Consider the following 22,546-nt stretch of genomic DNA (forward strand, 5'->3'; position numbering starts at 1 on the left):
GGCAGCGTGGAGGACAGCAGACGAGAGATCGCGGAGGCGCTGGCCGCCTCCGACACGACCGGCGCGGAGGCCGCCCTGCAGGTGTTGGGTCATGCGCTCCGGTGGGTCATCGCAGCACTGCGTGGGCTGGACGGGGGAGCGGGCGGCAGTGATGCCCTGGCGGCCTTGTTCGATCTGGACCTCGCTCTGGAGGCGGGCAGTGGTCTGCCGGATGTACTGCCGGGACTGCTGGCCGCGGCCCGGCCCGGCGACCAAGGAGCGCCCTATACCGAGGAGTTGACCCGGCGACTGACGGAGACCAGCGACCGGGTGCGGGCGGAGCGCGAGAGGCTGGAGAAGCTGACGGCCACGGAGGAAGCCCTGCGTGCCAGGCTCGCGGTCCACGAGGACCTGCGCCGACAGGTGGACGAACTGCGCCGACTGGAGCGGCTGGTGGCCGCCCTGGACGGGCTGCGCGACCAGCAGCAGGTCGTGCAGGAGCGGCTGGTGGAGCTGCGCGGCCAGGACGCCGGAGTCGACGAGGCCCTGCGCACCAGCAGCGACGCCCTGGTTCGGCTCACCGAGGACCAGCTGGCGGTCCTTGCCCCGCAGACCCGGCAGACGCTGGAACGGGCCGCCACGGCGCAGCGGGCGCTGGCCGCTGCGGAACGCGAGTACCGGGCGAGCTCGGACGAACTCGCCGCCTGCCACGATCGGTTGGAGCGGATCCGGACGGACCGCGGCGGCCAGTTGGCCGCGTTGACCCGGCACGCGCAGGCTGACCGCGAGCTGGCGCACGCCCTGCGCGGGGCAGCGGGGCCCGACGGCGCGGCCCCCGCGACGGCCGAGGAGACGGTCACCCTGGAACAGGTGGCGACCGTCACCGAGGTCATCGAGCGGCGGCTGCGCGAGGCGGACGACGCACTGGGCCGGGTACTCGGACAGCGTGCGGGGCGGGACACCGACGGGCGCGTCACGGTCCCGCACGGCGGCGGGTGACCGGCGCGGCCGGTGGGCCGGTCGGACCCGGCACGTCCTCCGGCAGGAACACGGGATCGGCGGGCCGCAGAGCGAACCGGGCGGCCATCCGGCCCTCCATGGTCTCCAGCAGCCCGCGCACCGTACGGGCGTTGCCGAACGCGGCCGGGTCGGCCCGTCTGGTCGCCTCCAGCCAGCGCGCGGCCCGTTCGGTAACGCCCTCGCCCAGGGCGTAGCCCTCGGCGGCGGCCATCCGGCCCAGGATCTCCACCAGGTCGTCCGGTGCGTACTCGGGGAACGGCACCCGCTGCGTGAAGCGGGACGGCAGGCCCGAGTTGAAGGCCAGCAGACGCTCCATGTCCTCGGGATAGCCGGCGGCGATCACCACGAGCCGACCGCGCCGGTGTTCCATCTCGCGCAACAGTGTGTCGATCGCCTCGGCGCCGAAGCCGCCGAGTCCGCCGGTGTCGCGGGCCAGGCTGTAGGCCTCGTCGATGAAAAGCACACCGTCCAGCGCCTCCTGTACGGCCTTGCGTACCAGCGGCGCGGTCTGGCCGACGAAACTTGCCACCAGGTCGGCGCGGGTCACCTCGACGACGTGTCCCTTGCGCAGCAGGCCTAGCTCGCGGAACAGGTCCCCGGTCATCCGGGCCACGGTGGTCTTGCCCGTGCCGGGTGGCCCCGTGAACAGCATGTGCGGTGGAGTCGGCGCGCCCTTGTTGTGGGTCTGGCGCATCCGCAGCCGGTTGGCCAGGTTCTCCAGGACCGCGCGGACCGGGCCCAGTCCGACGTACGCGTCCAGTCCGGCGAGCAGGGCGGCCGGATCGGGTGCGGGCCCCGGAACGTGTGCCCGGTAGGCCTCGGGGATGTCCTCGGGGCGCACCGGTTCGGCGATGTCTCGGCGGTTGCGGTAGGACCAGCGTTTGTAGACGGCGTCGCCGAAGGTGCGCATGGACCGGGCGTTGGCGAAGTCCTCGCCCCGGGTGCGGTGCATTTCCGCGACGATCGCCCGTAGTTCGCTGGCCGTCTGCTCAGCGAGCCGCAGCCCGCGTTCCGCCAGGCGGATGTGGAGGATGTCCTGGAGGACCTCGGGAGTGTAGTCGGGGAAGTCCAGGATGTTGTCCTGCGGGAACCGGCTCGCCAGTCCCTCGTTGGACTTGAGGAACTCCTTCATCTTCTCCGGGTATCCGGCGACGATCACGACCAGTCGGCCGCGGTCGTCCTCCATGCGTTTCAGCAGGGTCTGGATCGCCTCGCCACCGAACCCGCCCAGCTGGTCGCTCAGTCCGTACGCCTCGTCGATGAACAGCACACCGTCCAGGGCACGGTCGATGGTCCGGTTGGTCAACGAGGCGGTCTGGCCGATGTATCCGCCCACAAGCTCGCTCATCTGCGGTTCTATGACATGGCCGCGGCTGAGCAGTCCGAGGTCGCGGTACATCTCGGCGACGAGCCGGGCCACCGTGGTCTTCCCCGTGCCCGGGTTGCCGGTGAACACCAAGTGCAGGGCGGGAGGTTCGGCCGCGGAGACCCGCCCCGCGGCGACGAGTTCCTCGCCGGACTCCACCTCGGCGCGCAGGTGCTCGAAGTGCTGCTTGACGGCCTCGAGGCCCGGCATGGCCTCCAGTCTCTCCCACGGTGTGCGGGCATCGCCACTCACCGCGCCGAGCCACCGGCGTACCGATTCCCTGTCCAACGGACTGTTCCGACTCGCCAGTTGACCGAGACGGGCCTCCCAGGTCCGCGCCTTGACGGGTTGCCCGGCCATGGCCTTGACGATGGGGTCGAACTCCCGCCAGTCGGCGATGCGCAAGCCTTCGCGCAACCGCACATGGTGCACGAGCCGTTCCAGTTCGGCGGCCTGGGGATGCCCGATCCGGAAGGTGCCGCCGCGTCCGGGCGCGGCCCGCTGTTCGTGCACGAAGGTCTCCAGGAGCGGGAAGTCCCCGCGTCCGCGCACCCACTCCTCCACGTCGTCCAGTCCGGTCCTGCGGAAGACCAGGATCCACAGATTACGCTCATTGCCGTCGTGGGCCCAGCGCTCCATGACACCCGCCAGCTGCCGTGGCGCCCTGGTGTGCCGCAGGGTCTCCTCGGCGTGCGAGAACACGACGGCGGTCCGGGGCCCGTTCTGGCGGAGGTAGCCGATCAGGGTGCTGACGCCGAACGGATCGGAGAAGCCGGTCGAGGGGGCCGCCGGACGTCCCGCCTCCGCCCCGCCCGCGCTGTCGGGCTGTGCGGCCGGACGGGGGGCGAAGTCCCGTACCAGCAGCCTGCCGAGCGGGCCCTGGAGCTGCGGGTGCCGCATGGCGCGCGGCCCCGCCGGGCGGGCTTCGGCGGCCGGGGCCGCCCGGCGGCGGGAAAGGTCGCGGGAGCCCTGGTCCCGGTAGTAGAGCGGCTGGTCCAGGGTGCTGAAGACGATCCGCTCGTAGCCCTCCGCCCGCAGCAGCCGCCAGAGCGCGTGCTCGAACTCGCACACCTGGTAGGCGTCGTCCACGAAGTGGTCGCCCACACCGGGGCCGTAGACGATGGTGAACGGTTCGCCGCCGCGCAGGGCGGCCGGGTCCATCCGTTCCGTCGACGGCATCGGCGGTGCGGTCACTCGGCCGCCTTCTTCCCCCACTGCCCCTGTTCGGTCGGCAGCGGAGCGGGCTGGGGACTGCTCCGGCGGGCGGACGGGCGCAGGGCGGGGTCCGGGACGCCGGGCTCGGTCTCCGGCGCGGAGGCCCGGAGCCCCTCCGCCGCCAGTGCCTCCTGGACGGCCTGGGCACGGTCCATCAGGTCGGCCTCGGCCGTGGTGTCGTGGTCGTAGGACAGCACCCTGATCACGCACTGGTCCGAGTCCCGCTCGGCCTGCGAGACGCCCACCACGATCTCGTTGCCGTTCGCGTCGTTGCGGAGCTTGGCGAAGTAGGCGCCGCGTTCGTCGCTTTCGTACTCGCCCTCCACCAGGTCGTAATAGGCATGTGCGGTGAGGGTCTGGGCCACCGCGTCGGCCAGGTTGACCCGGATCTGCGAGGACAGCTGACGCATGCCGGCCCGTTCCACGGTGTCGCCCAGTTCCTGTTCGAGCCGGGTGGCCTCATGGTCGCGCAGGTCGTGCAGGGCGTCGGCGTCCGTCCCCTCGTCGCGGGCCCGGGCCAGGGCCCGGACGGCCTCCTGGCGCAGGCCGTCCAGTTCGCCCTCCGACCAGTACACGACGTCCAGCCGGTAACCGGCCAGGGCCTCGCCGTCCGGTCCGATGACGGGCCGCTCCTCGTTGCCCTCAATCAGTTTCTCCACCCGTACGAGGGCCTCGACCGCCTCCGTCTGGGTCGAGCAGCGCTCCAGTTCCCGCTGCGTGATGTCGACCCGCAGATCGCTCAGGGAGTGGAAGGTTTCCTGAACGACGGCGAGGGCTGCGTCGAAGCGGCCTTCCGCCAGGTTGTGTTCCGCGGTGGTGAGCCGCCCGGTCAGCCGGGCCAGATCGCCCGGGGCGTACCGCTCGTGCGGCAGGGTGTCGCCGATCAGTCCGGCCATCGTCCGGGCGTCCGCCAGCCAGGCGCGCACCATCTCCGCGGCGTGGACCCGGTCCGCCTTCATGGCGTCGATCTCCTGGGCCAGCGCGGCCATCTCGGCACGCCGCTGAGCCCTCTCGGCGGCGATCGCCTGCCGGTTCTCCGCCTGCTGCCGGGCCAGCTCGTGCCGGGTCTCGGCCTGGATCCGCCCCGCGGTCTCGTCCAGTGTCCGGTGCAGCTCGGCCGCCTGCTGCTGGAGTCTGCGCGTGGTATCGGCCTCCAGCCGCCGGGTCTGTTCGCTGAGCGAGCGGACCGCCTCCTCGTGCCGGCGCTGCCGCTCCTGCACCCCGGCGAAGGTCCGGTCGATGTCCGCACGGGTCTGCGTGCGGACGTCATCGATCAGCCGAGGGATGTTGCGCTGCACCTCTTTCAGCTGCTGCGCCTTGCGCTGGATGCGGTACCACTCCGACTCGTCGACCTGAATGCGCTTCCTACCACTCATTGGGGTGTCCTTCCTGGGGTTGTACGGGCGCGGACGGCGTCTACCGCCGTGTCGAACGCGTTCAGCAGACCCGTCGGTGGCACCCCGATGAGCAGGGCCTCAGGTCCGCTGACGGCGATCTCGGCGGTGCGGGGGCCCTGACCGAAGTCGTATCCGCAGTCCGCCAGTCGTGAAGTGAGGTGGTGAATGCGCTGGTTGGAGCTGCCGCGCAGGCCACGTCCATCGTTCAGTGCGGCGACGTACAGGCCGTCGACGAGGACGTCGACCGCGGAGAGCAGGGCCGTTACCCCGGGCGAGGGAGGCCGGAGGCGCAGCTGTTCCAGGCGGTGTCCGGTGAAGCAGATGACGGAGACGTCCCTGATTTCCTGGGCCGCGCGGACCAGTTCGGCAAGTCCCGCGGCCTGTCCCATAGGTTCGCCGCCGGAGAGCGTGAGCCCGCACACCCGGGGATCGGCGAGCAACTCGGCGGCCAGCTCGTCGGGTCGGGAGTGCCGGGCGGGCCGGTCCGGGATCCAGTCCGGCGAAATGCAGCCGGCACAGTGGAACGGACAGCCCTGTACCCACACTACGGACCGTACGCCGGGCCCGAGGGCCTCGGTGCCGACGTGGGAGGCCGCGATGTTGAGCGCCGGGGCGTTCACAACGGCCGTCCGTCCAGCGGAACGCGGCTGTCCGCCCGCTGTTCGGGCACATGGGTGAAGGACACGCCGCCCACGACGACGTGGCCGCCGGGTCCGCAGGTCGCCCCGCTCCACCGGTCCGCGGATCCGTCCGGTGTGTAGCGGATGAGCAGGTCGACCTGCGGGCCGCGGTCGGTCGCCCGGCGTCGTCCGCGTACCGAGCCCTGGCCGCCGAGGATCCGCGGACGCAGCGCGACCCGACGGCCGGACAGTGCGATCCGGTCGGGCAGTTGCCCGCCGAACACCGGCTCCATCAGCAGCTCGCCGCGCAGCCGGGGGCGGTGTGTGCGCCGCCACGCCAGCCAGAGGACCAGCAGCACGGCCAGGAGACCGGCGCCGAGGGCGGGCAGCAGCACCGCGGAACCCACCGTGGCCCGCAACGGCAAGGGCGTTCCCGTGACCCGGACCTCACGCGGCACCTTCAGCGCCACATCCGGTGCGAGCACCCGCTCCCAGTCCGAGGTCACCCGACCTGACAGCTTGAGCCAGACCGCGCTGTCCTCGGTGCGGCGGTACGGCAGTAGACCGGCCGACAGCTTTCCGTGCAGCCGTACCGGAATGGTTTTGGACCGGCCGGGTTCCAGGGTCATGGTGGACGGCACCCCGGTGACCCGCAGGGGCTGCCCGGTCACCGAGACGCTCAGGTCGTGCACGCTCAGCGGGACATGCCGGGTCGCCGACCGGAGCGTGATGGTCGCGGCGACCGAGCCGCCGGTGATGTCCTGGCGGGCGTTCGGGCCCCAGGTCGCGGTGATGCCCTTGCCGACGTCGTCCGCGAGCAGCAGCCGCGCCTTGCGGGCCTGTGTCCCGGTGCCCGCCCGTTCCAGATAGCCGCTCAGGTCCTGGATGCTGTCCGGGCGCAGCACGGTGGTGTTGTCGACGACGTCCCCGAGCAGGTCGGCCCCGGTGGCCCCGGTGCCCAACGGCAGGGCGTAGCCGGCCAGTTCCGTGTGGGCCGCCAAGGCCTGGGCCCGCCGGTGCAGTGCGGCCCACATGGAGCCCGTGGACTTGGGATAGGCGGAGCCCGCCGGCGGATGGTGCACTCCGTCGGTGATCAGCACGACGGAGGCGATCTCGGAGGCGTCAGGCCGATCCAGTTCGCCGAGCGCGCTGTTCAGGGCCGCCCCGATGTCGGTCTCGCCTTCAGGGTCGGGGAACTTGGGCAGCCGGGTCATGATGGCGTCGGTGTCGCCGGCCGAGCCGATGTAGCGGGGCTCGGGACGGGAGTCGAAGGTGAACAGCGCCACGTGGTCCTTGGCGGACAGCCCGTCCAGGAACGGGCGCAGCGTGGAGCGTACGGTGTCGTACTTGCCGTCGTGCGCCATTGACCCCGACGTGTCCACCAGCACGACGTAGTCGGCCGGTTGGTCGCCGAGGCCGAGAGCCCGGTGGATCTCGGCGCGGGACGGCGCGGTGTCGGCTGTCGCCGCGGGCGCGCTGAACGGCACGAGTGCCAGGACCGCCGCGGTCACCACGGCGGCGCGGGCACACTGGGCGAACCGCCGGGCGCGTCCGGCGGCAGGCTGCCGGGCCACGTCCGACGGCCCGGTGGCGGATGACATCACGATCGAGCTCCCTCGATGTCGGTCGGCAGGGCGCCGAGCGGATATTCGCCGGGCGTTCCCGAACCCAGTGGGTGCAGTACGAGCAGGGCCTCGCCGTCCACGGCTAGGCGGACGCCCACGTGGAAGCGCGTGCCCTCGGCGGCGGCAGGGACCGTCAGGGTGCCGACCTGCACCGGACGGCCGTCCCGTGCGGCACGGACGTGGATGCGCACGGGGCGCCCGGCGGATGTGCCGACCGGCCTGGTCCGGATCCGTACGGGCCGGCCATCACTCTGCGCGAAGACCGTCGCGCCGCCCGGTTCCAGCGCTCCGGCGGGACTGATCAGCAGCTCCTCCCCACGGGGCACACCGTCGACCGTCCGGTGCGTGCCCACGAGGACGGCGTACGGATACCGGTCGGCGGGGTCGATCCGCCCGGCGGCTACGAGGGCCGCGCCAAAGGCGGCGGCGAGCGCGGGGTCCACGTTCCCCGGCAGCGCAAGCAGTTGCCCTTGCCGAGCGGTCAGCTGCCGTACCAGAGCTCCGAGCCGCGCCGCACCGCCCACGGCGACGACCGGGGGGCCCGGCTGCTCGCCCCGCGGCGCGTCGAGCGAGTCGAGCGCGGAGCCCAGCCCGGTGGTGAGCCGGTCCAGCGCCGGTCGCAGATCGCCCACGGTGATGTCCCGCCCGTCCGCCCGCCAGACCATCCGCTCGTCGTAACGCCCGGGATGCCGCGCACTGTGCGCCAGGGTGAGGTCGAGCCGCCGGTCCGCGCCGTCCTCGGCCCGGGCCGCGGCGAGCGCCGTCCGCCCGTTCTCGTCGTCGGGCAGCCCCACGGCGGTGAGCAGCGCCGTGTCGAACCCCGCACCGAAGCCGTCCACGGGCGCGTGGCGAGCGGAACCGGTCACCGCCACCGCGCCCGGGGCCAGAGCGCACCGGGACACCTCGGCCGCCGTGGCTCCCAGGTCGCACACCGTGTACAGGGGGCCGGTCGCCGCGTCGGCGTGGCGCAGCAGCGCCAGGACGGCATGCGGGGTGCCCAGGGCCCGCAGCCGGGGCAGCGGCTCGGTGCCATGCAGGGCGGTCAGTACGTCCGTGGCCCGGCGGGCGTGCGCGGCGCGGTCGTGCTGCGGTACGACCACCACCACCTGGTCGGGTGTGCCGTAGCGTTGGCGGTAGACGGCGTAGGCCGACCGCAGTGCGGCACCATGATGGCCGCCGACGCTCGCGGACGTGGGCAACCCTTCGCCGGGCACCGTGCCGGGCAGGTCGGCCAGCACGGGAGTGCCGTCCGGGGCGAGGTGGGCTACGCGAGTGTAGCGGGCGCCGGGATCGACGGCGATGGCGGTCGGGTGCATGGTCATCCTCTCCAGCCGTTCCACCAGATGGGGCGCCGCGGGCGGAGCCGCTGCCAGAAGCTTCTGCGTTGGCGGTGCTGCGGTGGACCCATCGGACGGGGTGGGATCGGCACCGACGGCGGCTGCGGCATGCCGGCCGGCGGCGATGCCGGCGCGGGAGCGGGCCGGTATGTGTAGCCCAGGGCCGAGATGGCCTGCTGGTGGCCGATGATCTCGTTACGGCTGAAGTGGGCCAGGTTCGCGCACAGACCCGCGTTGCCCTCGACCTGGGCGATGGCCGTGTACAGATCGTGGTGCGGGCCGTCCTGGGCGCCGCGCACGGCCCGCATGAGGTGGTAAGCGTCCGTTGGAGCGGACGCTGCCATGTAATCCGTGACCTCACCGAGCAGTTGGGGGGAGAACCCTCCGCCAGTGGACCCGCCGAGGATGGCTCGGGCCAGGTTCTCGTAGATCGGCACCTGTGCCTGGGCGGCCGCGCGGAAGTCGCACACCGGCCGGAGCCAACCGAGGTGGGGCCGGTGGCTCAACTCTGTCACCAGGTCGACGGGCAGATCGAGTTGGAGCCAGCGGCGGTAGTCGTCGGTCAGCCGTCGGTCCAGGGCGTTGCACACATAGGACGTGGAGCTCGCCCGGGCCGCCCTGAGGCGGTCGAGCACCTGCCACGAGCCCTGGTCCGGTTCCTCACCGAGCAGCGCCTCGATCGCGGTCACGAGCAGTCGGTCGTCCGGCTCGACACGCCTGATCAGCGCGGTGGCGTAGGCGTCCCGCGCGGTGGGGTTGCCGATCCGGCGCAGGCTCGGCAGCGACAAGGGGCCGCGGGTTGCTTCGGCCGCCTCGGCGATCACGGCACGCAGCAGGTCGACGTCCGCGGCGATGTCCGGCGCGAGGCCGATGTCACCGGGCGGGGCGAGCCGGTCGAGTTGCGACCGCATCTGCGACCGGCCTTCGCGGCTCCGCGCGATCTGCCGCAGCCTCTGCCACATGGGGACGACGACCTCCGGCCTGCGTTCGGCGGCAGCCACCTCCAGCGCGATCCACCAGGCGTCCTCGGATACTTCGAGGAACTCGGCGGCATCCTCGTCCGTGGCTCCTCCGGGGGGACTGCCACCGACCAGGAGCGCGGCGAACCGCAGCCACCCGGCCATCCCGGCGACGGTCTCACGCAGTACCCTTGTCGTCAGCCGGCGCAGCGGTGCCAGATCGCGAGTGGAGTCCCTGAGCAGCATGCGGAGCCAGGCGCGCCCGGCCTCGGGGGAGCGGATGACCAGGGCGTCGGCCTCGTCCGTGCGGCGGCCGAACCGCTGCTCCACCATGTAGACGAGGGTTCCGGTCCAGCCTAGATCCTGTGTGTGTCCCTCGACCAGGGCGGTGAAGAGACCCTCGAACGCATCCGGATGCCGCTCCTCCGCCGTGGTCATGAGACTGAGGAGGTCCTGCGCACGCCGGAAGGATTCCTGGGTCGCGCCGGTCAGCAGGACGGTCTCGGCCAGCAGGCGGGGAGTCAGCGGACTCCAGTACCGGTGCAGGAGTGTCTCGGCGGTGCATCCGGGCGCGCCGGACGCGTGCCCGGCCAGGAAGGACAGGATCAGCCGGAGGATCTCCTCGTTCAGACTCTGCACCGGGTGGAGCTCCAACACCCGCTGCACTTCGCTGAGTTCACCACGTCCCTGACGGAGGTCGGCGACGACCGAGTCGAGGAGGTCGACCTCGCGCAGCGTGCGCAGCGCCGTCGGCGCGTCGTGCGCGGGTAGGACGAGCGCGGCGCGCAGCAGATGCTCGACCAGTTCGGTGGTGGACTGCCGTTTCGCGCGCAGTCTCAGCAGCTCGTGAAGGTAGGTACGGGCCGTGCCGCCGCGGGGCTCGGGTGGATCGCCCGCCCCGAGCCGGACCTCGGTCTGACCGGTGCGGACCGCTGGCGCGAAGGCGAGCGCGATGTCGTGCTCGCCGTCGCCGGACCAGGTCGCCACGCTGAGCCAGGAACGGCAGCCGTACGGCAGGAGCGAGCAGACGGCGTCGAGGATGCGCACCCGCTCCCCGCCGTCGGGGAGCGCGGCACCGACCGGCGCGGTGACCGCCACCCGCTGCCGGTCCAGCAGCAGCGCGGCGACTCGGGCGGCCCACTCGAATCCCAACCGGTCCACCGTGCCGGCGAGTTCGTCGGCCGACGTCGGACGGACCAGGAGGGACACACCGGTCCCGTCGTCAGACTGCTCGCCGGGCTCCGCCAGGTCCAGCCCCGACCAGGTCAGGCCTGCCCCGGCGGCCTGCGCCCAGTCCAGCAGGAGCAGGCGCCAGGAGTAGCTGGGGGCGCCGGTGCCGTCCGTACTGCCGTCCCAGGTGGTCAGGACGGACGCGCACACCGGGCTCTCGTCGTTGCGTGCGCCGCCCAGAAACACCCTCCAGGGCAGGCCGTCGGCGGGGTTGCGTTTGTCGGGGACGCCGGTGGCGGCAGCGGTCCACAGATACTGTTCGGCCCGGTGCTCGGGCAGGCTTCCGGACAGCACCTGGTACCCCATGTGCCGCCCCGCGTGTTTGCCGAGGACCGACCAGTGGGCCTGGAGCCGCACGGCACCGAGGGCGTCGCTCACCGCCGCCTCCCCCGGCGTCCACCGCGGTCGGTGCGGATCCTGCGCTCCAGATCGGTCAGCGGTTCCAGGACGTTGATCGGTACGGGGGAGGTGCAGATCCGGGGCTGTCCGCCGACGGTGTCGACGTTGGCGTAGTTGCGGTAATCGAATATGTGCTGCGGGTTCAGCCGGAACCCGATCGCCGACGTCGCGTAGTACGTGATGCGGTCGGGGTGGAAGAAGTTCGCCAGTCCGTCGCGCACCAGCCGTGCGGTGGATCCCCGGAACTCGTCGCACAGCCACTGGAAGTAGGCCTGGCTCTGTTCCGCGGGGACCCGGGGCAGCTGTGAGCCGACGGAGTCCTGGGTGACCCAGCGGGCTTCCACGGAGGGCCGGAACACTTCCGGGTCGTCGAACTTGGCGACGCAGACCGACACATGGTGCGGCAGTCTGCCCCGGTGCAGTCCGCCGCTGTCCCGTACCCGGGTGCTCAGTTCGCTCAGCGTCGAGTAGAAGAAGGCCAGGCTCTCGCTGTCCTTCTCGGCGTCGCCGAGTGGATCGAAGAGGTAGATCAGCCCCTGGGACCTGGCGAGTTGATCGACGACCCGCTCGTGGTAGGGATGGCCCGGCTGGTAGGACTCGCCGGGCGCGTCCATGGTGTCGAGGACGAAGGCGGGTTCGCGGGACCGGCGCATCAGTCCCGACCCGGGTTCCTCGCCCTGGAATGCCCAGCTCATCGTGTTGAGGGCCAACGTGGCCTGCGGGAAGACCCGGTCACTGGCCAGGGAGTGCACGCTGTCGCTCAGGAACTTGCCGGCTTCGGGTGTCATGCCGCTCATCACCCAGTTGCCCTGCCCGTGCCGCTGGAACTGCATGGCGGCGATGGGCAGCGCGGCCAGATAGGTCGTCTTGCCCGCCCTCGGGGCGCCCCAGAGACCGATACGGACACTGTCCTGCGACGCGTCCTCGCCCTGTGGAGCCGTCGGGATGCGCAGGGGTGCGAGGTTGTCGTCCTGCAAGGGGGGCGCCGGCGGCCGGGGCGGGGCCTGTTGGACGGGGGCGGCCTCGGCCGACGCGACCACGGTCGGGGACCACGGCCGGTGCGCGGGCTGTGGTCCCGTGGCCGGTGCGGGGCCGGTGGGCTGTGGGGGGACCGGCGGCAGAGGCTTGGGGCTTAGCGAACCGCCCGCCGGAGCGCCGCCCGACGCCATGTCGTTGGGGTCGTAGTAGTCAGAGGACATGGGTTCTCCTCGAAGCGCGCGGTGGGTCACAGCAGGGGGGTGGCGAAGGCCAGTCGGCAGGGAGGGCCTTCCATGTGCCAGGACGGCACGAGGGTCCCGGCCACGTCGGCGGCCGAGTCGGTGTCCGGGCGGTACGAGCCGTCGGCGGATAGCTCGGCCCAGGCCGCGTCCGCGTAGCGCCGGGCCGCGGCGGCCGACCGAATCGACGGCTGGGGCTCGGCCACGGGATCGGCCCTGGTCATCACCCGGACTCCGGCGGCCCGCAGTTGACGCAGGGCCAGCTGCCAGTCGCGGCCCAGAGGGCAGGTCGGGACGCTGTCGTGCTGCTGGGGCCGCCCGGGCGGTCTGCGGGCAACGATCAGCAGGACACGGTGTACGTTCTCGCCGGCACCACGCGGCGAGGCGGCCAGAGGCACCACCGCGTCGAGCGCGTCCTCCAGCGAGGACGCCAGGTCCTGGGTGCGCTGTGTGTGCCGCCAGCCGGCGAGGGCCGCCGTCAGCACGGACGCCGGGCCCGCCGGCACCGGGGGTTCGAGCAGCCGGGGCCGGACGGTGTGGCTGTTCTCCCGGATGACGTGGTCGTAGTGGCCCACCGCGCCGACCCGCAAGCCGGGCCCGGTCGTGCCGTGGCGGGCGAGCGTGGCGACCAACTCGCGAGCGAAGGCCAGGCGTTCCTCGGTCTCCGCCCGGTCCGCACCACTCAGCTCGATCGTGAGGAAGAGTTCCAGCCGCGGGGGCCGGACCATCCGGTGGGGCAGGCCGCTGAGCAGCGCGGGTATGTCGACGGCGGCCCGCTGTTCCGGTACCGGTGCCGTCCCGGTACGGGGATCGGTGAGGGCGACCTCGCCGGGCCCGCGCAGCACGAACGTGAGCGTGGCTTGGTCCAGCGCGTCGACGGCGACCCGGTGCACGGTCAGTGGCTGGGCTCCGGTTCCGTCGGGGGCGGGTCTGCCGGCGAACACCGGCAGGTACAGCGGCTGTGTGATGCCGACCCCGCCGTGGACGGTGACCTGCGCGGTCGCCGTCTCGCCGCGCCGCAGTCTGGATCCCGCGGAGAACAGCACGTGGAGGTGCGTGCGCACCTTGCCGGTCTCCTGGTCGCAGCGGGCCAGCACCAGCGTGTGGTCGGCGAGCAGGGGAGCGGTGCGCAGAAGCTCCGCGACGGTGTCCTCGGTCGTGCTCTGCGGGGCCTCCTCGTCGCCGCGGCCCAGTTCCGCCCGCAGGGTGTATGTGTTCCGCACGGCGGCCGCGGCCCGCTCCAGCAGGACCCAGCCGGGGCGGGGCGTCAGCAGCAGCAGTGAGTGCTCGTACGAGGGGGGTATGTACGCCTTGAGCCAGTGGAGAACGGCGGCGTCGAATTCGCCCCGCGAGATGGGCGGCAAGGTGCCGATACCGCCGGCGAGCTGGAAACGACGGATTTCCGGATGAGGGTCGAGTGTGGGGGCCAGGGAACGCCAGTCGATGCTGCCTGCATCGGCCTGGTGGGGTAATCCTCCTTCTCCTAAGGTCACCTTGATCACATTCACGTTGTCCGGAGTGAATTCGATGAAGAGTAATTCCTTGACGCGATGCCCGAAAAGATCATCGAGATCGTCGTCGTATCTCTTCGAACATTCGTCCCGATGTTCGAACCGAAGTCGGTGGGAGGGCGCTCCCGGAGAATCCGGGGGACCGTCCGGCATCCACTCCCTGGGTCTGGGAGGGCCGCCCCGGATCACCGCCGCGAGCCGCTCGCCCGCGGCCTCGCCTGGTGCGCGGTCAGTCCGGCTCGACCGTCGCGCCGCTCCCACGTCCCACGTGTGACCGGCTGTGTCGAGGCCCGAGCGTGCCTGTTCGACGTCGCGTGGGGTCAGCTCCCCGAGGACTCTGTCGTCATACAGCTGCCATCGGCACACCGGACAGAACTCGTCTCCGTGCGTCGGAGTTCTGCATACAGGGCATACCTGATCACTGCGGGATTCCCCCATTGGCTGACTCCCCCGATATGGACGGCCGGCCATGCAAACGGACTGCCGTCCACCCCACTGTGCGCCGTGTCAGATCCCCACCCGAGCACGGTCGTTCGTCAGAGACCCTGGCCTCTGAAGTGCTTCATAATGACACACCCCGGAGGGAGTGCAAGACGCATTGGGACGGAATTGCGAAACGATCATTCCGTGGCCCCTGGACTTTCGGGGACCGGTAGGTGGCCGGGGAACTCGTGTTCCCATCAATCTTGACAGGTCCAATCCCGATGTCATTCAGGAGCTGGGTTCGACGCTCCGTTTCCGTCACGGCAGCTGCAAGTCTTGATCATTGAGGCGTCCGTGCAGGTCAGGATGGGAGGTGGCCGCAGACACGGGAACGGCCACCGTGATCATTGACGTGTGTGAAGACGATCAAGAACCAGGTGGCCGTGGAGGCCAAGATAGCCGAGCGGGTCTGGACGGCGGCGTTCGGGTCGTTGATGGCGGCGGTGGCCGTCTGTTTCCCGCGCCGGGACTCGCGGATGCTGGGCCGGGCGATGACGCAGGGCATGCTGATGGAGCTGGAGCGGCGCAACTGCTGGACTCTCGCCGAGGCGCTCGGGCACGACGGGCCGCACCGCCTCCAGCACTTCCTCTCGCGCGGCGCCTGGAACCATGACCTGGCCCGCGACCGTCTCGCCGCCTGGGTCGCGGCCACTCGCGTTGCACAAGGTGATGAAAAGCAGCGATGATCAATGGAAGGTTCCGCAAGTGTGTAACAGCAGGTCAGCAGGCACTTAGGAGTGTCGTGCCCCTCACCTCCTAGGGGCACGACACTCCTGCCGATCAGATGTCCCGGAAGATCTCGATCTGCGCCCCGATCGAGTTCAGGCGCTCCGCCAGGTCCTCGTAACCCCGATTGATGACGTACACGTTGCGCAGCACCGACGTGCCCTCCGCCGCCATCATGGCCAGCAGGACGACCACGGCCGGGCGCAGGGCCGGCGGGCACATCATCTCGGCGGCGCGCCAGCGGGTCGGCCCCTCGACCAGGACGCGGTGCGGGTCGAGCAACTGCAGGCGTCCGCCGAGGCGGTTGAGGTCGGTCAGGTAGATCGCGCGGTTGTCGTAGACCCAGTCGTGGATGAGGGTCTGGCCCTGCGCCACCGCCGCGATCGCCGCGAAGAACGGCACGTTGTCGATGTTCAGGCCCGGGAACGGCATCGGGTGGATCTTGTCGATCGGCGCCTCCAGCTTGGAGGGCCGCACGGTCAGGTCCACCAGCCGGGTACGGCCGTTGTCGGCGAAGTACTCGGGCGTGCGGTCGTGGTCGAGGCCCATCTCCTCGAGGACCGCCAACTCGATCTCCAGGAACTCGATCGGCACCCGTCGTACCGTCAGTTCCGACTCGGTGACGACGGCGGCCGCCAGCAGGCTCATCGCCTCGACCGGGTCCTCGGAGGGGGAGTAGTCCACGTCGACGTCGATGGTGGGTACCCCGTGCACGGTGAGCGTGGTGGTGCCGATGCCGTCGACCTTGACGCCCAGCGCCTCCAGGAAGAAGCACAGGTCCTGCACCATGTAGTTGGACGAGGCGTTGCGGATGACGGTCACGCCGTCGTGCCGGGCGGCGGCGAGCAGGGCGTTCTCGGTCACCGTGTCCCCGCGCTCGGTCAGCACGATCGGGCGGTCGGGGCTGACCGAGTGGTCGACCACCGCGTGGTACTGGCCCTCCGTCGCCGCGATGTCCAGGCCGAACCGGCGCAGCGCGATCATGTGCGGCTCGATGGTGCGCGTACCGAGGTCGCAGCCGCCGGCGTAGGGCAGCTTGAAGCGGTCCATGCGGTGCAGCAGCGGGCCGAGGAACATGATGATGGAGCGGGTGCGGCGGGCGGCGTCCGCGTCGATGGCCCCGAGGTCGAGCTCGGCCGGCGGCACGATCTCCAGGTCGACGCCGTCGTTGATCCACCGGGTGCGCACGCCGATGGAGCTCAGCACCTCGAGGAGGCGGTACACCTCCTCGATGCGGGCGACGCGGCGCAGCACGGTGCGCCCCTTGTTGAGCAGTGAGGCGCACAGCAGCGCCACGCACGCGTTCTTGCTCGTCTTCACGTCGATGGCGCCGGAGAGCCGGCGCCCGCCGACCACCCGCAGGTGCATCGGGCCGGCGTACCCCAGTGAGACGATCTCGCTGTCGAGCGCCTCGCCGATCCGGGCGATCATCTCAAGGCTGATGTTCTGGTTGCCGCGCTCGATGCGGTTGACGGCGCTCTGGCTGGTTCCGAGCGCCTCGGCGAGCTGCGCCTGAGTCCAGCCACGGTGCTGACGGGCGTCGCGGATGAGCTTGCCGATGCGTACGAGGTAGTCGTCTGCCATGGGGTTGAGGCTATCTCAGATATGAGATGGCACCTCTCGGGGGGTCCGTTCGGGTGACGCGGTGTCAGTGTCCCCTGGTGTGACGGGTGCGCCGCCACCCGAAAGGTCCGGGCAAATCAACCGATGTCGTACGACGTCCGGTGCTGCTGCGTGTGTACCGCGGCCCGTTCTTGCTGCCGGTGGTGAGGGACCAGGAGCGCTTGTTGATGTTCAGGCGCACTCCCGGCAGGATCCGAAAACTCTTGCGAAACGTGAGGGGCATCCCTGTCTCCTTTCGACGTCCGCCGTATGACCCCGTCTCAGCACGGTTACCCCGCACGGGCGTACTGATGGCAGAACAGCAGGGGTTCGCCGAAGGTGACCGCCGGGACGGGATCCGGGGTGTGCGCCGGTACGGCCGGGGCGAGGACGTACGGGTGACGCGTCACGGCGCCGTCCTCCTCGCGGACTTCGAGCACGCCGGGCCGAGGGCAGTGCCAGGTGAAGGGGGTGACGTCGTCACCGAACGCGTTGGCCAGGGTGGCCGTTCCGTGTCCGTCCTCGCGCAACTCCAGCTCGGACAGCTCCATGACGCCGTAGTCGAAGGGCTGGCTGCTCCAGCGTCCGACCAGTTCCTCGTCCAGCAGTGCGGCCTCCAGAGTTCGAGCATGCGGTGACAGGTATGGGATGACAAGCATGCGGTGATCCCCTGATGATCGCACCGGTCGGCCGACATGACGCACGCATGAGCGCATCCCGTCGACGAGCGGAGCTGTTCGGCGCGCAGGGCAGCAAGGAGCGTTCCGCGGTCACGCCACCGGGGGCGAACGGACGTTGCTGCTGGACGCGTCGGCGGCCCAGCGAGCCACGCTGGAGATGAAGTGCGCGGGGCTGGGGGACGACGTGGGGCTGCGGTCGGCCGAGCCGTCCGCGCTGTTCCTGATCGGCCTGGTGCGGCACCTGGCCGACGTGGAACGCAGGTGGTTCCGCCGGGTCCTGGCCGACCATGACGCGCCCGCCCTCTCCACCTCCCCGGACGACCCCGATGGCGACTTCGATGGCGCGGCCAATCATCCGGCGACGGTCGACGCGTCGTGGGCGTCATGGCGGGCGGAGGTGGCGTACGCCGAGCACTTCTGCACCGAAATCCCCCACCTCGACGTCGGGGGCCGGGACTCCTGGCGCGGCACGGTCTCCCTGCGCTGGGTCCTCATCCACATGATCGAGGAGTACGCCTGCCACAACGGCCACGCCGACCTCCTGCGCGAACGCGTCGACGGTGCGACCGGCATTGTGAGCAGGGGGTCCCGGACGCCAGGGCCCAGCCACCGGCTTCAGGTTCCGAGCGCGGCCACCGGCTCCGGTGCCAGGCTCGGCCACCGGCTCCAGTACCAGGCCCCAGGCTTCGCACGCACCTGCCGCCGGGGCCGGACATCATGCCCGGAACCCGTCCCGCGGCAGCAACCGGACCCGGTCCGCACACACACCCGTCGGGCGGGGGCGGGGCTCACGCGCGGGCACCGGCCGCCGGCCATCTCCGTGGAGCCGGGCCGCGGGCTCACGCCACCACCCGCCCCCGCAGGATGATGCGGCTCGGGTGGGCCCGTGCCGAGGGGGGGAGGGTCGGGTCGGTGTCGTAGGCGACGAGGTCGGCGGGGCCGCCGTCGGTCAGACCCGGCAGGCCGAGCCACGACCTGGCCGTCCAGGACGCCGCGCCCAGCGCCGTCTCGGGGGGCAGGCCCGCACGGGCCAGCCATTCCACCTCCGACATGACCGTTCCGCAGGGAAAACTGTCGGTGCCCGCCAGCACGGTCACGCCGGCCTCGTGCGCGGCCCGGACGGTGGGCAGCAGGGCGTCCCAGCCGGCCAGCCACCAGTCTCGGCGGCCACTCGGCTCCTCGGAGCGCCTCGCCCCGGCGCCGGCGCCGAAGACGGCGAGCGTCGGGACGAACGCGGTGCCCTGGGCGGCCATCCGGTCGATCAGCCCGGGATCCAGGTGCATGCCGTGCTCCAGGCTGTCGACGCCCGCCAGGACCGCGTTGCGGCTGCCCTCGGCGGTCTGGCAGTGCGCCGCCACCCGGCCGCCCGCCGCGTGCACGGCCCGGACGACGCCGGTGAGCACCTCCACGGACAGCGCCGGTTCGTCGTACCTCCAGTCGGCGACGACTTTGCACCAGCCCGAGGACGCTGTGGCCTCCTCGACCGCCGCCCGTGCCAGTTCGGCCTCGCTCACGTCCCGCCCGAAGCCGGGAAGGAAACGGCCGGGGGTGGCCAGCCAGCGTCCACCCGGGTGGACCCGGGGCAGCTCCGCGTCCTCGTGCACCCACCCCGGGATGCGGGCGGCCGACCCGGGTGTCCGGACCAGCAGCACACCGGCGTCGCGGTGGTCGGTGAGGTGCCGGCGCAGGGTGTCGTCGCTGAAGGGCGCGTCCAGGGCCTCGGTGCCCGGATGGGTGTGCACGTCGACCAGTCCGGGCAGCAGCCAGCCGCCGTCGACGACGGTCTCCGCGTCCGGCACCGGCTCGGTGCGCAGTCTGTCCTCGTCGATCCAGAAGGACCGCTCCTCCCGCTCCGGCAGTACGACGCCCCGCACCCGCAGCACCACGGCCCGCCCCCTCGAAGCGTTCGCCCTCACCGATTCCGACGTCGATCCGCTGATCGGCTGATCCATCGACCCACCGACCGACTGATCCCGCCGACGCACCGATCCGCCGACGCACCGACCCCTGGGACGCCCCGAGCGCACCGAAGGTTCACCGGACCGCCCGGAGGGCCGCGTCCACGGGCCGGGACACACGAAACCCGGGCATGACCATTCGGCGCCCGTGTACTAGAGTTATCTCGACATCGAGATATCTGCCGAGGTGCACCGCAGCCGCCACCCCGGTAAGGGTTACCTAACTTAGCCTTACCTCAGCGGATCGGTCCAGAGCCGTGGCGGCAGGATCGTGGTGATACGCGCACATCAATGAAGGAGACTGTCGTGTCGGCGAACAGCTTCGACGCCCGCAGCACGCTGCAGGTGGGCGACGAGTCGTACGAGATCTTCCGGTTGGACAAGGTCGAGGGCTTCGCGCGCCTTCCCTACAGCCTGAAGGTGCTGCTGGAGAACCTGCTCCGCACCGAGGACGGCGCGAACATCACCGCCGACCACATCCGCGCGCTCGGCTCCTGGGACTCCCAGGCCCAGCCGTCGCAGGAGATCCAGTTCACGCCGGCCCGCGTGATCATGCAGGACTTCACCGGCGTGCCCTGTGTCGTGGACCTCGCCACCATGCGCGAGGCCGTCAAGGAGCTGGGCGGCGACCCGGCGAAGATCAACCCGCTGGCCCCGGCCGAGCTGGTGATCGACCACTCCGTCATCGCCGACAAGTTCGGCAGCAACGACGCCTTCCAGCAGAACGTCGAGCTGGAGTACGGCCGCAACAAGGAGCGCTACCAGTTCCTGCGCTGGGGCCAGACCGCGTTCGACGAGTTCAAGGTCGTCCCGCCCGGCACCGGAATCGTCCACCAGGTGAACATCGAGCACCTGGCGCGCGTCGTGATGGTGCGCGACGGCAAGGCCTACCCGGACACCCTGGTCGGCACCGACTCGCACACCACCATGGTCAACGGCCTCGGCGTCCTCGGCTGGGGCGTCGGCGGCATCGAGGCCGAGGCCGCCATGCTCGGCCAGCCGGTCTCCATGCTGATCCCGCGCGTCGTCGGCTTCAAGCTGACCGGCGAGCTGCCCACCGGCACCACCGCCACCGACCTGGTGCTGACCATCACCGAGATGCTGCGCAAGCACGGTGTCGTCGGCAAGTTCGTCGAGTTCTACGGCGAGGGCGTGGCCGCCACCAGCCTCGCCAACCGCGCCACCATCGGCAACATGTCCCCGGAGTTCGGCTCCACCGCCGCGATCTTCCCGATCGACGACGAGACCCTGAACTACCTCAAGCTCACCGGCCGCAGCGAGCAGCAGGTCGCGCTCGTCGAGGCGTACGCCAAGGAGCAGGGCCTCTGGCTGGACCCGAAGGCCGAGCCGGACTTCTCCGAGAAGCTCGAGCTGGACCTCTCCACGGTCGTCCCGTCCATCGCCGGCCCGAAGCGCCCGCAGGACCGCATCGTCCTGGCCGAGGCCGCCCAGCAGTTCGCCAAGGACGTCCTCAACTACGTCGAGACGCCGACCGCGCAGGCCGGCACCGCCGCCTCCCCGGTGGACGAGGCGAGCGCCGAGTCCTTCCCGGCCTCCGACGCCCCGGCCTACGGCCACGAGGACAACGGCGCCGGCGCCCCGCATCACGCCGACGGCACCGGTGCCGCCGTCCCGTCGAACCCGGTCACCGTCACCGCCCCCGACGGCTCGACGTACGAGATCGACCACGGCGCGGTCACCGTCGCGGCCATCACCTCCTGCACCAACACCTCCAACCCGTACGTCATGGTCGCCGCCGCCCTGGTGGCCAAGAAGGCGGTCGAGAAGGGCCTGACCCGCAAGCCCTGGGTCAAGACCACCCTCGCCCCGGGTTCGAAGGTCGTCACCGACTACTTCGACAAGGCGGGCCTGACCCCGTACCTCGACAAGGTCGGCTTCAACCTGGTCGGTTACGGCTGCACCACCTGCATCGGCAACTCCGGCCCGCTGCCGGAGGAGGTCTCCAAGGCCGTCAACGACCACGACCTCGCCGTCACCTCGGTCCTCTCCGGCAACCGGAACTTCGAGGGCCGCATCAACCCCGACGTCAAGATGAACTACTTGGCGTCCCCGCCGCTGGTCGTCGCCTACGCGATCGCGGGCTCCATGAAGGTGGACATCACCAAGGACGCCCTCGGCACCGACCAGGACGGCAACCCCGTCCACCTCAAGGACATCTGGCCCTCCGAGGCCGAGGTCAACGACGTCGTCGCCAACGCCATCGGCGAGGACATGTTCTCCAAGTCCTACAGCGACGTCTTCGCGGGCGACGCCCAGTGGCAGGCGCTGCCGATCCCGACCGGCAACACCTTCGAGTGGGACCCGCAGTCCACCTACGTCCGCAAGCCCCCGTACTTCGAGGGCATGCAGATGGACCCCGCCCCGGTCGAGGACATCACCGGCGCCCGGGTGCTGGCCAAGCTGGGCGACTCGGTCACGACCGACCACATCTCCCCGGCCGGCGCCATCAAGGCCGACACCCCGGCCGGCAAGTACCTCACCGAGCACGGTGTGGAGCGTCGTGACTTCAACTCCTACGGCTCCCGCCGGGGCAACCACGAGGTCATGATCCGCGGCACGTTCGCCAACATCCGCCTGCGCAACGAGATCGCGCCGGGCACCGAGGGCGGCTACACCCGCGACTTCACCCAGGACGGCGGCCCGGTCTCCTTCATCTACGACGCCTCGCAGAACTACCAGGCCGCCGGCATCCCGCTGGTCGTCCTGGCCGGCAAGGAGTACGGCTCCGGCTCGTCCCGCGACTGGGCGGCCAAGGGCACCGCGCTCCTCGGCGTCAAGGCCGTCATCGCCGAGTCCTACGAGCGCATCCACCGCTCCAACCTCATCGGCATGGGCGTGCTCCCGCTCCAGTTCCCCGAAGGCGCCTCGGCGCAGTCCCTCGGCCTGACCGGCGAGGAGACCTTCTCCATCGCCGGCGTCACGGAGCTGAACGAGGGCCGCACCCCGCGCACGGTCAAGGTCACCACCGACACGGGCGTCGAGTTCGACGCGGTCGTCCGCATCGACACCCCTGGTGAGGCCGACTACTACCGCAACGGCGGCATCATGCAGTACGTGCTGCGCAACCTCATCCGCAACTGAGCGGAGAGGTAAGGCACGTGAGGGCCGCATCCCCGGCGACTGGGATGCGGCCCGCCGCCTTCGCGACACCGCCCCGCCTCCCGCCCCCGTTGTAGGCTGGGGACATCACCAAGTGACGGG

Annotated in this window: 16 protein-coding genes; 4 read left to right on the forward strand and 12 right to left on the reverse strand. The window is 71.1% G+C overall.

Annotated features, from left to right (window positions below; all coding sequences use genetic code 11):
• The first annotated feature begins 6 nt into the window (after positions 1-6).
• Positions 7-978: a hypothetical protein gene (locus ACFYOV_RS08720; protein ID WP_389084590.1), complete on the forward strand. Its 972-nt coding sequence runs from the start codon at positions 7-9 to the stop codon at positions 976-978.
• On the opposite strand, the gene ACFYOV_RS08725 is transcribed toward ACFYOV_RS08720, so the two are convergent.
• From ACFYOV_RS08725 to ACFYOV_RS08760, 8 genes are read right to left on the reverse strand one after another with little or no spacing between them, the layout of a single operon-like run.
• Positions 953-3,559, reverse strand: coding sequence for an AAA family ATPase (locus ACFYOV_RS08725; protein WP_389084592.1), 2,607 nt, complete (start codon positions 3,557-3,559; stop codon positions 953-955). The genes ACFYOV_RS08720 and ACFYOV_RS08725 overlap by 26 nt on opposite strands.
• The gene (locus ACFYOV_RS08730) at positions 3,556-4,956 is read right to left on the reverse strand and encodes a hypothetical protein (RefSeq protein ID WP_389084594.1); all 1,401 of its coding nucleotides are present in this window, start codon (positions 4,954-4,956) and stop codon (positions 3,556-3,558) included. The genes ACFYOV_RS08725 and ACFYOV_RS08730 overlap by 4 nt, the downstream gene beginning before the upstream one ends.
• Positions 4,953-5,597, reverse strand: coding sequence for a 4Fe-4S single cluster domain-containing protein (locus ACFYOV_RS08735; RefSeq protein ID WP_389084597.1), 645 nt, complete (start codon positions 5,595-5,597; stop codon positions 4,953-4,955). Before ACFYOV_RS08735 ends, ACFYOV_RS08730 begins: the two co-directional genes overlap by 4 nt.
• Positions 5,594-7,198, reverse strand: a complete 1,605-nt coding sequence (locus ACFYOV_RS08740; RefSeq protein ID WP_389084599.1) for a VWA domain-containing protein — start codon at positions 7,196-7,198, stop codon at positions 5,594-5,596. Before ACFYOV_RS08740 ends, ACFYOV_RS08735 begins: the two co-directional genes overlap by 4 nt.
• Positions 7,198-8,544 carry a hypothetical protein gene (locus ACFYOV_RS08745; RefSeq protein WP_389084602.1) on the reverse strand — a complete coding sequence of 449 codons (1,347 nt, stop codon included), beginning with the start codon at positions 8,542-8,544 and terminating at the stop codon, positions 7,198-7,200. The genes ACFYOV_RS08740 and ACFYOV_RS08745 overlap by 1 nt, the downstream gene beginning before the upstream one ends.
• Positions 8,541-11,126, reverse strand: coding sequence for a hypothetical protein (locus ACFYOV_RS08750; RefSeq protein ID WP_389084604.1), 2,586 nt, complete (start codon positions 11,124-11,126; stop codon positions 8,541-8,543). Before ACFYOV_RS08750 ends, ACFYOV_RS08745 begins: the two co-directional genes overlap by 4 nt.
• Positions 11,123-12,346 (reverse strand): hypothetical protein, encoded by a 1,224-nt coding sequence (locus tag ACFYOV_RS08755; RefSeq protein ID WP_389084608.1) that lies wholly within the window; start codon positions 12,344-12,346, stop codon positions 11,123-11,125. Before ACFYOV_RS08755 ends, ACFYOV_RS08750 begins: the two co-directional genes overlap by 4 nt.
• A 26-nt stretch (positions 12,347-12,372) precedes the next feature.
• Positions 12,373-13,857 (reverse strand): hypothetical protein, encoded by a 1,485-nt coding sequence (locus ACFYOV_RS08760; RefSeq protein WP_389084610.1) that lies wholly within the window; start codon positions 13,855-13,857, stop codon positions 12,373-12,375.
• An 857-nt stretch (positions 13,858-14,714) separates the two neighbouring features.
• Here ACFYOV_RS08760 and ACFYOV_RS08765 point away from each other — a divergent pair.
• Entirely contained in the window at positions 14,715-15,044 is a 330-nt protein-coding gene (locus ACFYOV_RS08765; RefSeq protein WP_389084613.1) for a transposase, read from the forward strand.
• A gap of 94 nt (positions 15,045-15,138) precedes the next feature.
• On the opposite strand, the gene ACFYOV_RS08770 is transcribed toward ACFYOV_RS08765, so the two are convergent.
• The 3 genes from ACFYOV_RS08770 to ACFYOV_RS08780 all read right to left on the reverse strand — a co-directional run bounded on the left by ACFYOV_RS08770 (position 15,139) and on the right by ACFYOV_RS08780 (position 17,345).
• Positions 15,139-16,668: a helix-turn-helix domain-containing protein gene (locus ACFYOV_RS08770; protein WP_389084615.1), complete on the reverse strand. Its 1,530-nt coding sequence runs from the start codon at positions 16,666-16,668 to the stop codon at positions 15,139-15,141.
• Between the two features lie 64 nt (positions 16,669-16,732).
• On the reverse strand, positions 16,733-16,930 hold the full coding sequence (locus tag ACFYOV_RS08775; RefSeq protein ID WP_389084618.1) for a DUF4236 domain-containing protein: 198 nt from the start codon (positions 16,928-16,930) through the stop codon (positions 16,733-16,735).
• 46 nt (positions 16,931-16,976) lie between these two features.
• Positions 16,977-17,345 (reverse strand): hypothetical protein, encoded by a 369-nt coding sequence (locus tag ACFYOV_RS08780; RefSeq protein ID WP_389084620.1) that lies wholly within the window; start codon positions 17,343-17,345, stop codon positions 16,977-16,979.
• Positions 17,346-17,481: 136 nt separating this feature from the next.
• On the opposite strand from ACFYOV_RS08780, the gene ACFYOV_RS08785 reads away from it, so the two are divergent.
• A complete protein-coding gene (locus tag ACFYOV_RS08785) occupies positions 17,482-18,234 on the forward strand; it encodes a DinB family protein (protein ID WP_389084623.1) in 753 nt (250 codons plus the stop codon).
• Here ACFYOV_RS08785 and ACFYOV_RS08790 read toward each other — a convergent pair.
• A complete protein-coding gene (locus ACFYOV_RS08790; protein ID WP_389084625.1) occupies positions 18,206-19,318 on the reverse strand; it encodes an amidohydrolase family protein in 1,113 nt (370 codons plus the stop codon). The two genes, ACFYOV_RS08785 and ACFYOV_RS08790, sit on opposite strands and share 29 nt — an antisense overlap.
• 312 nt (positions 19,319-19,630) lie before the next feature.
• Between ACFYOV_RS08790 and ACFYOV_RS08795 the strand changes: the two genes are divergently transcribed.
• Positions 19,631-22,426 (forward strand): aconitate hydratase, encoded by a 2,796-nt coding sequence (locus tag ACFYOV_RS08795; RefSeq protein ID WP_389084627.1) that lies wholly within the window; start codon positions 19,631-19,633, stop codon positions 22,424-22,426.
• Positions 22,427-22,546: the final 120 nt, after the last annotated feature.

This window comes from Streptomyces sp. NPDC005931 (assembly GCF_042871235.1).
Taxonomy (GTDB): domain Bacteria; phylum Actinomycetota; class Actinomycetes; order Streptomycetales; family Streptomycetaceae; genus Streptomyces.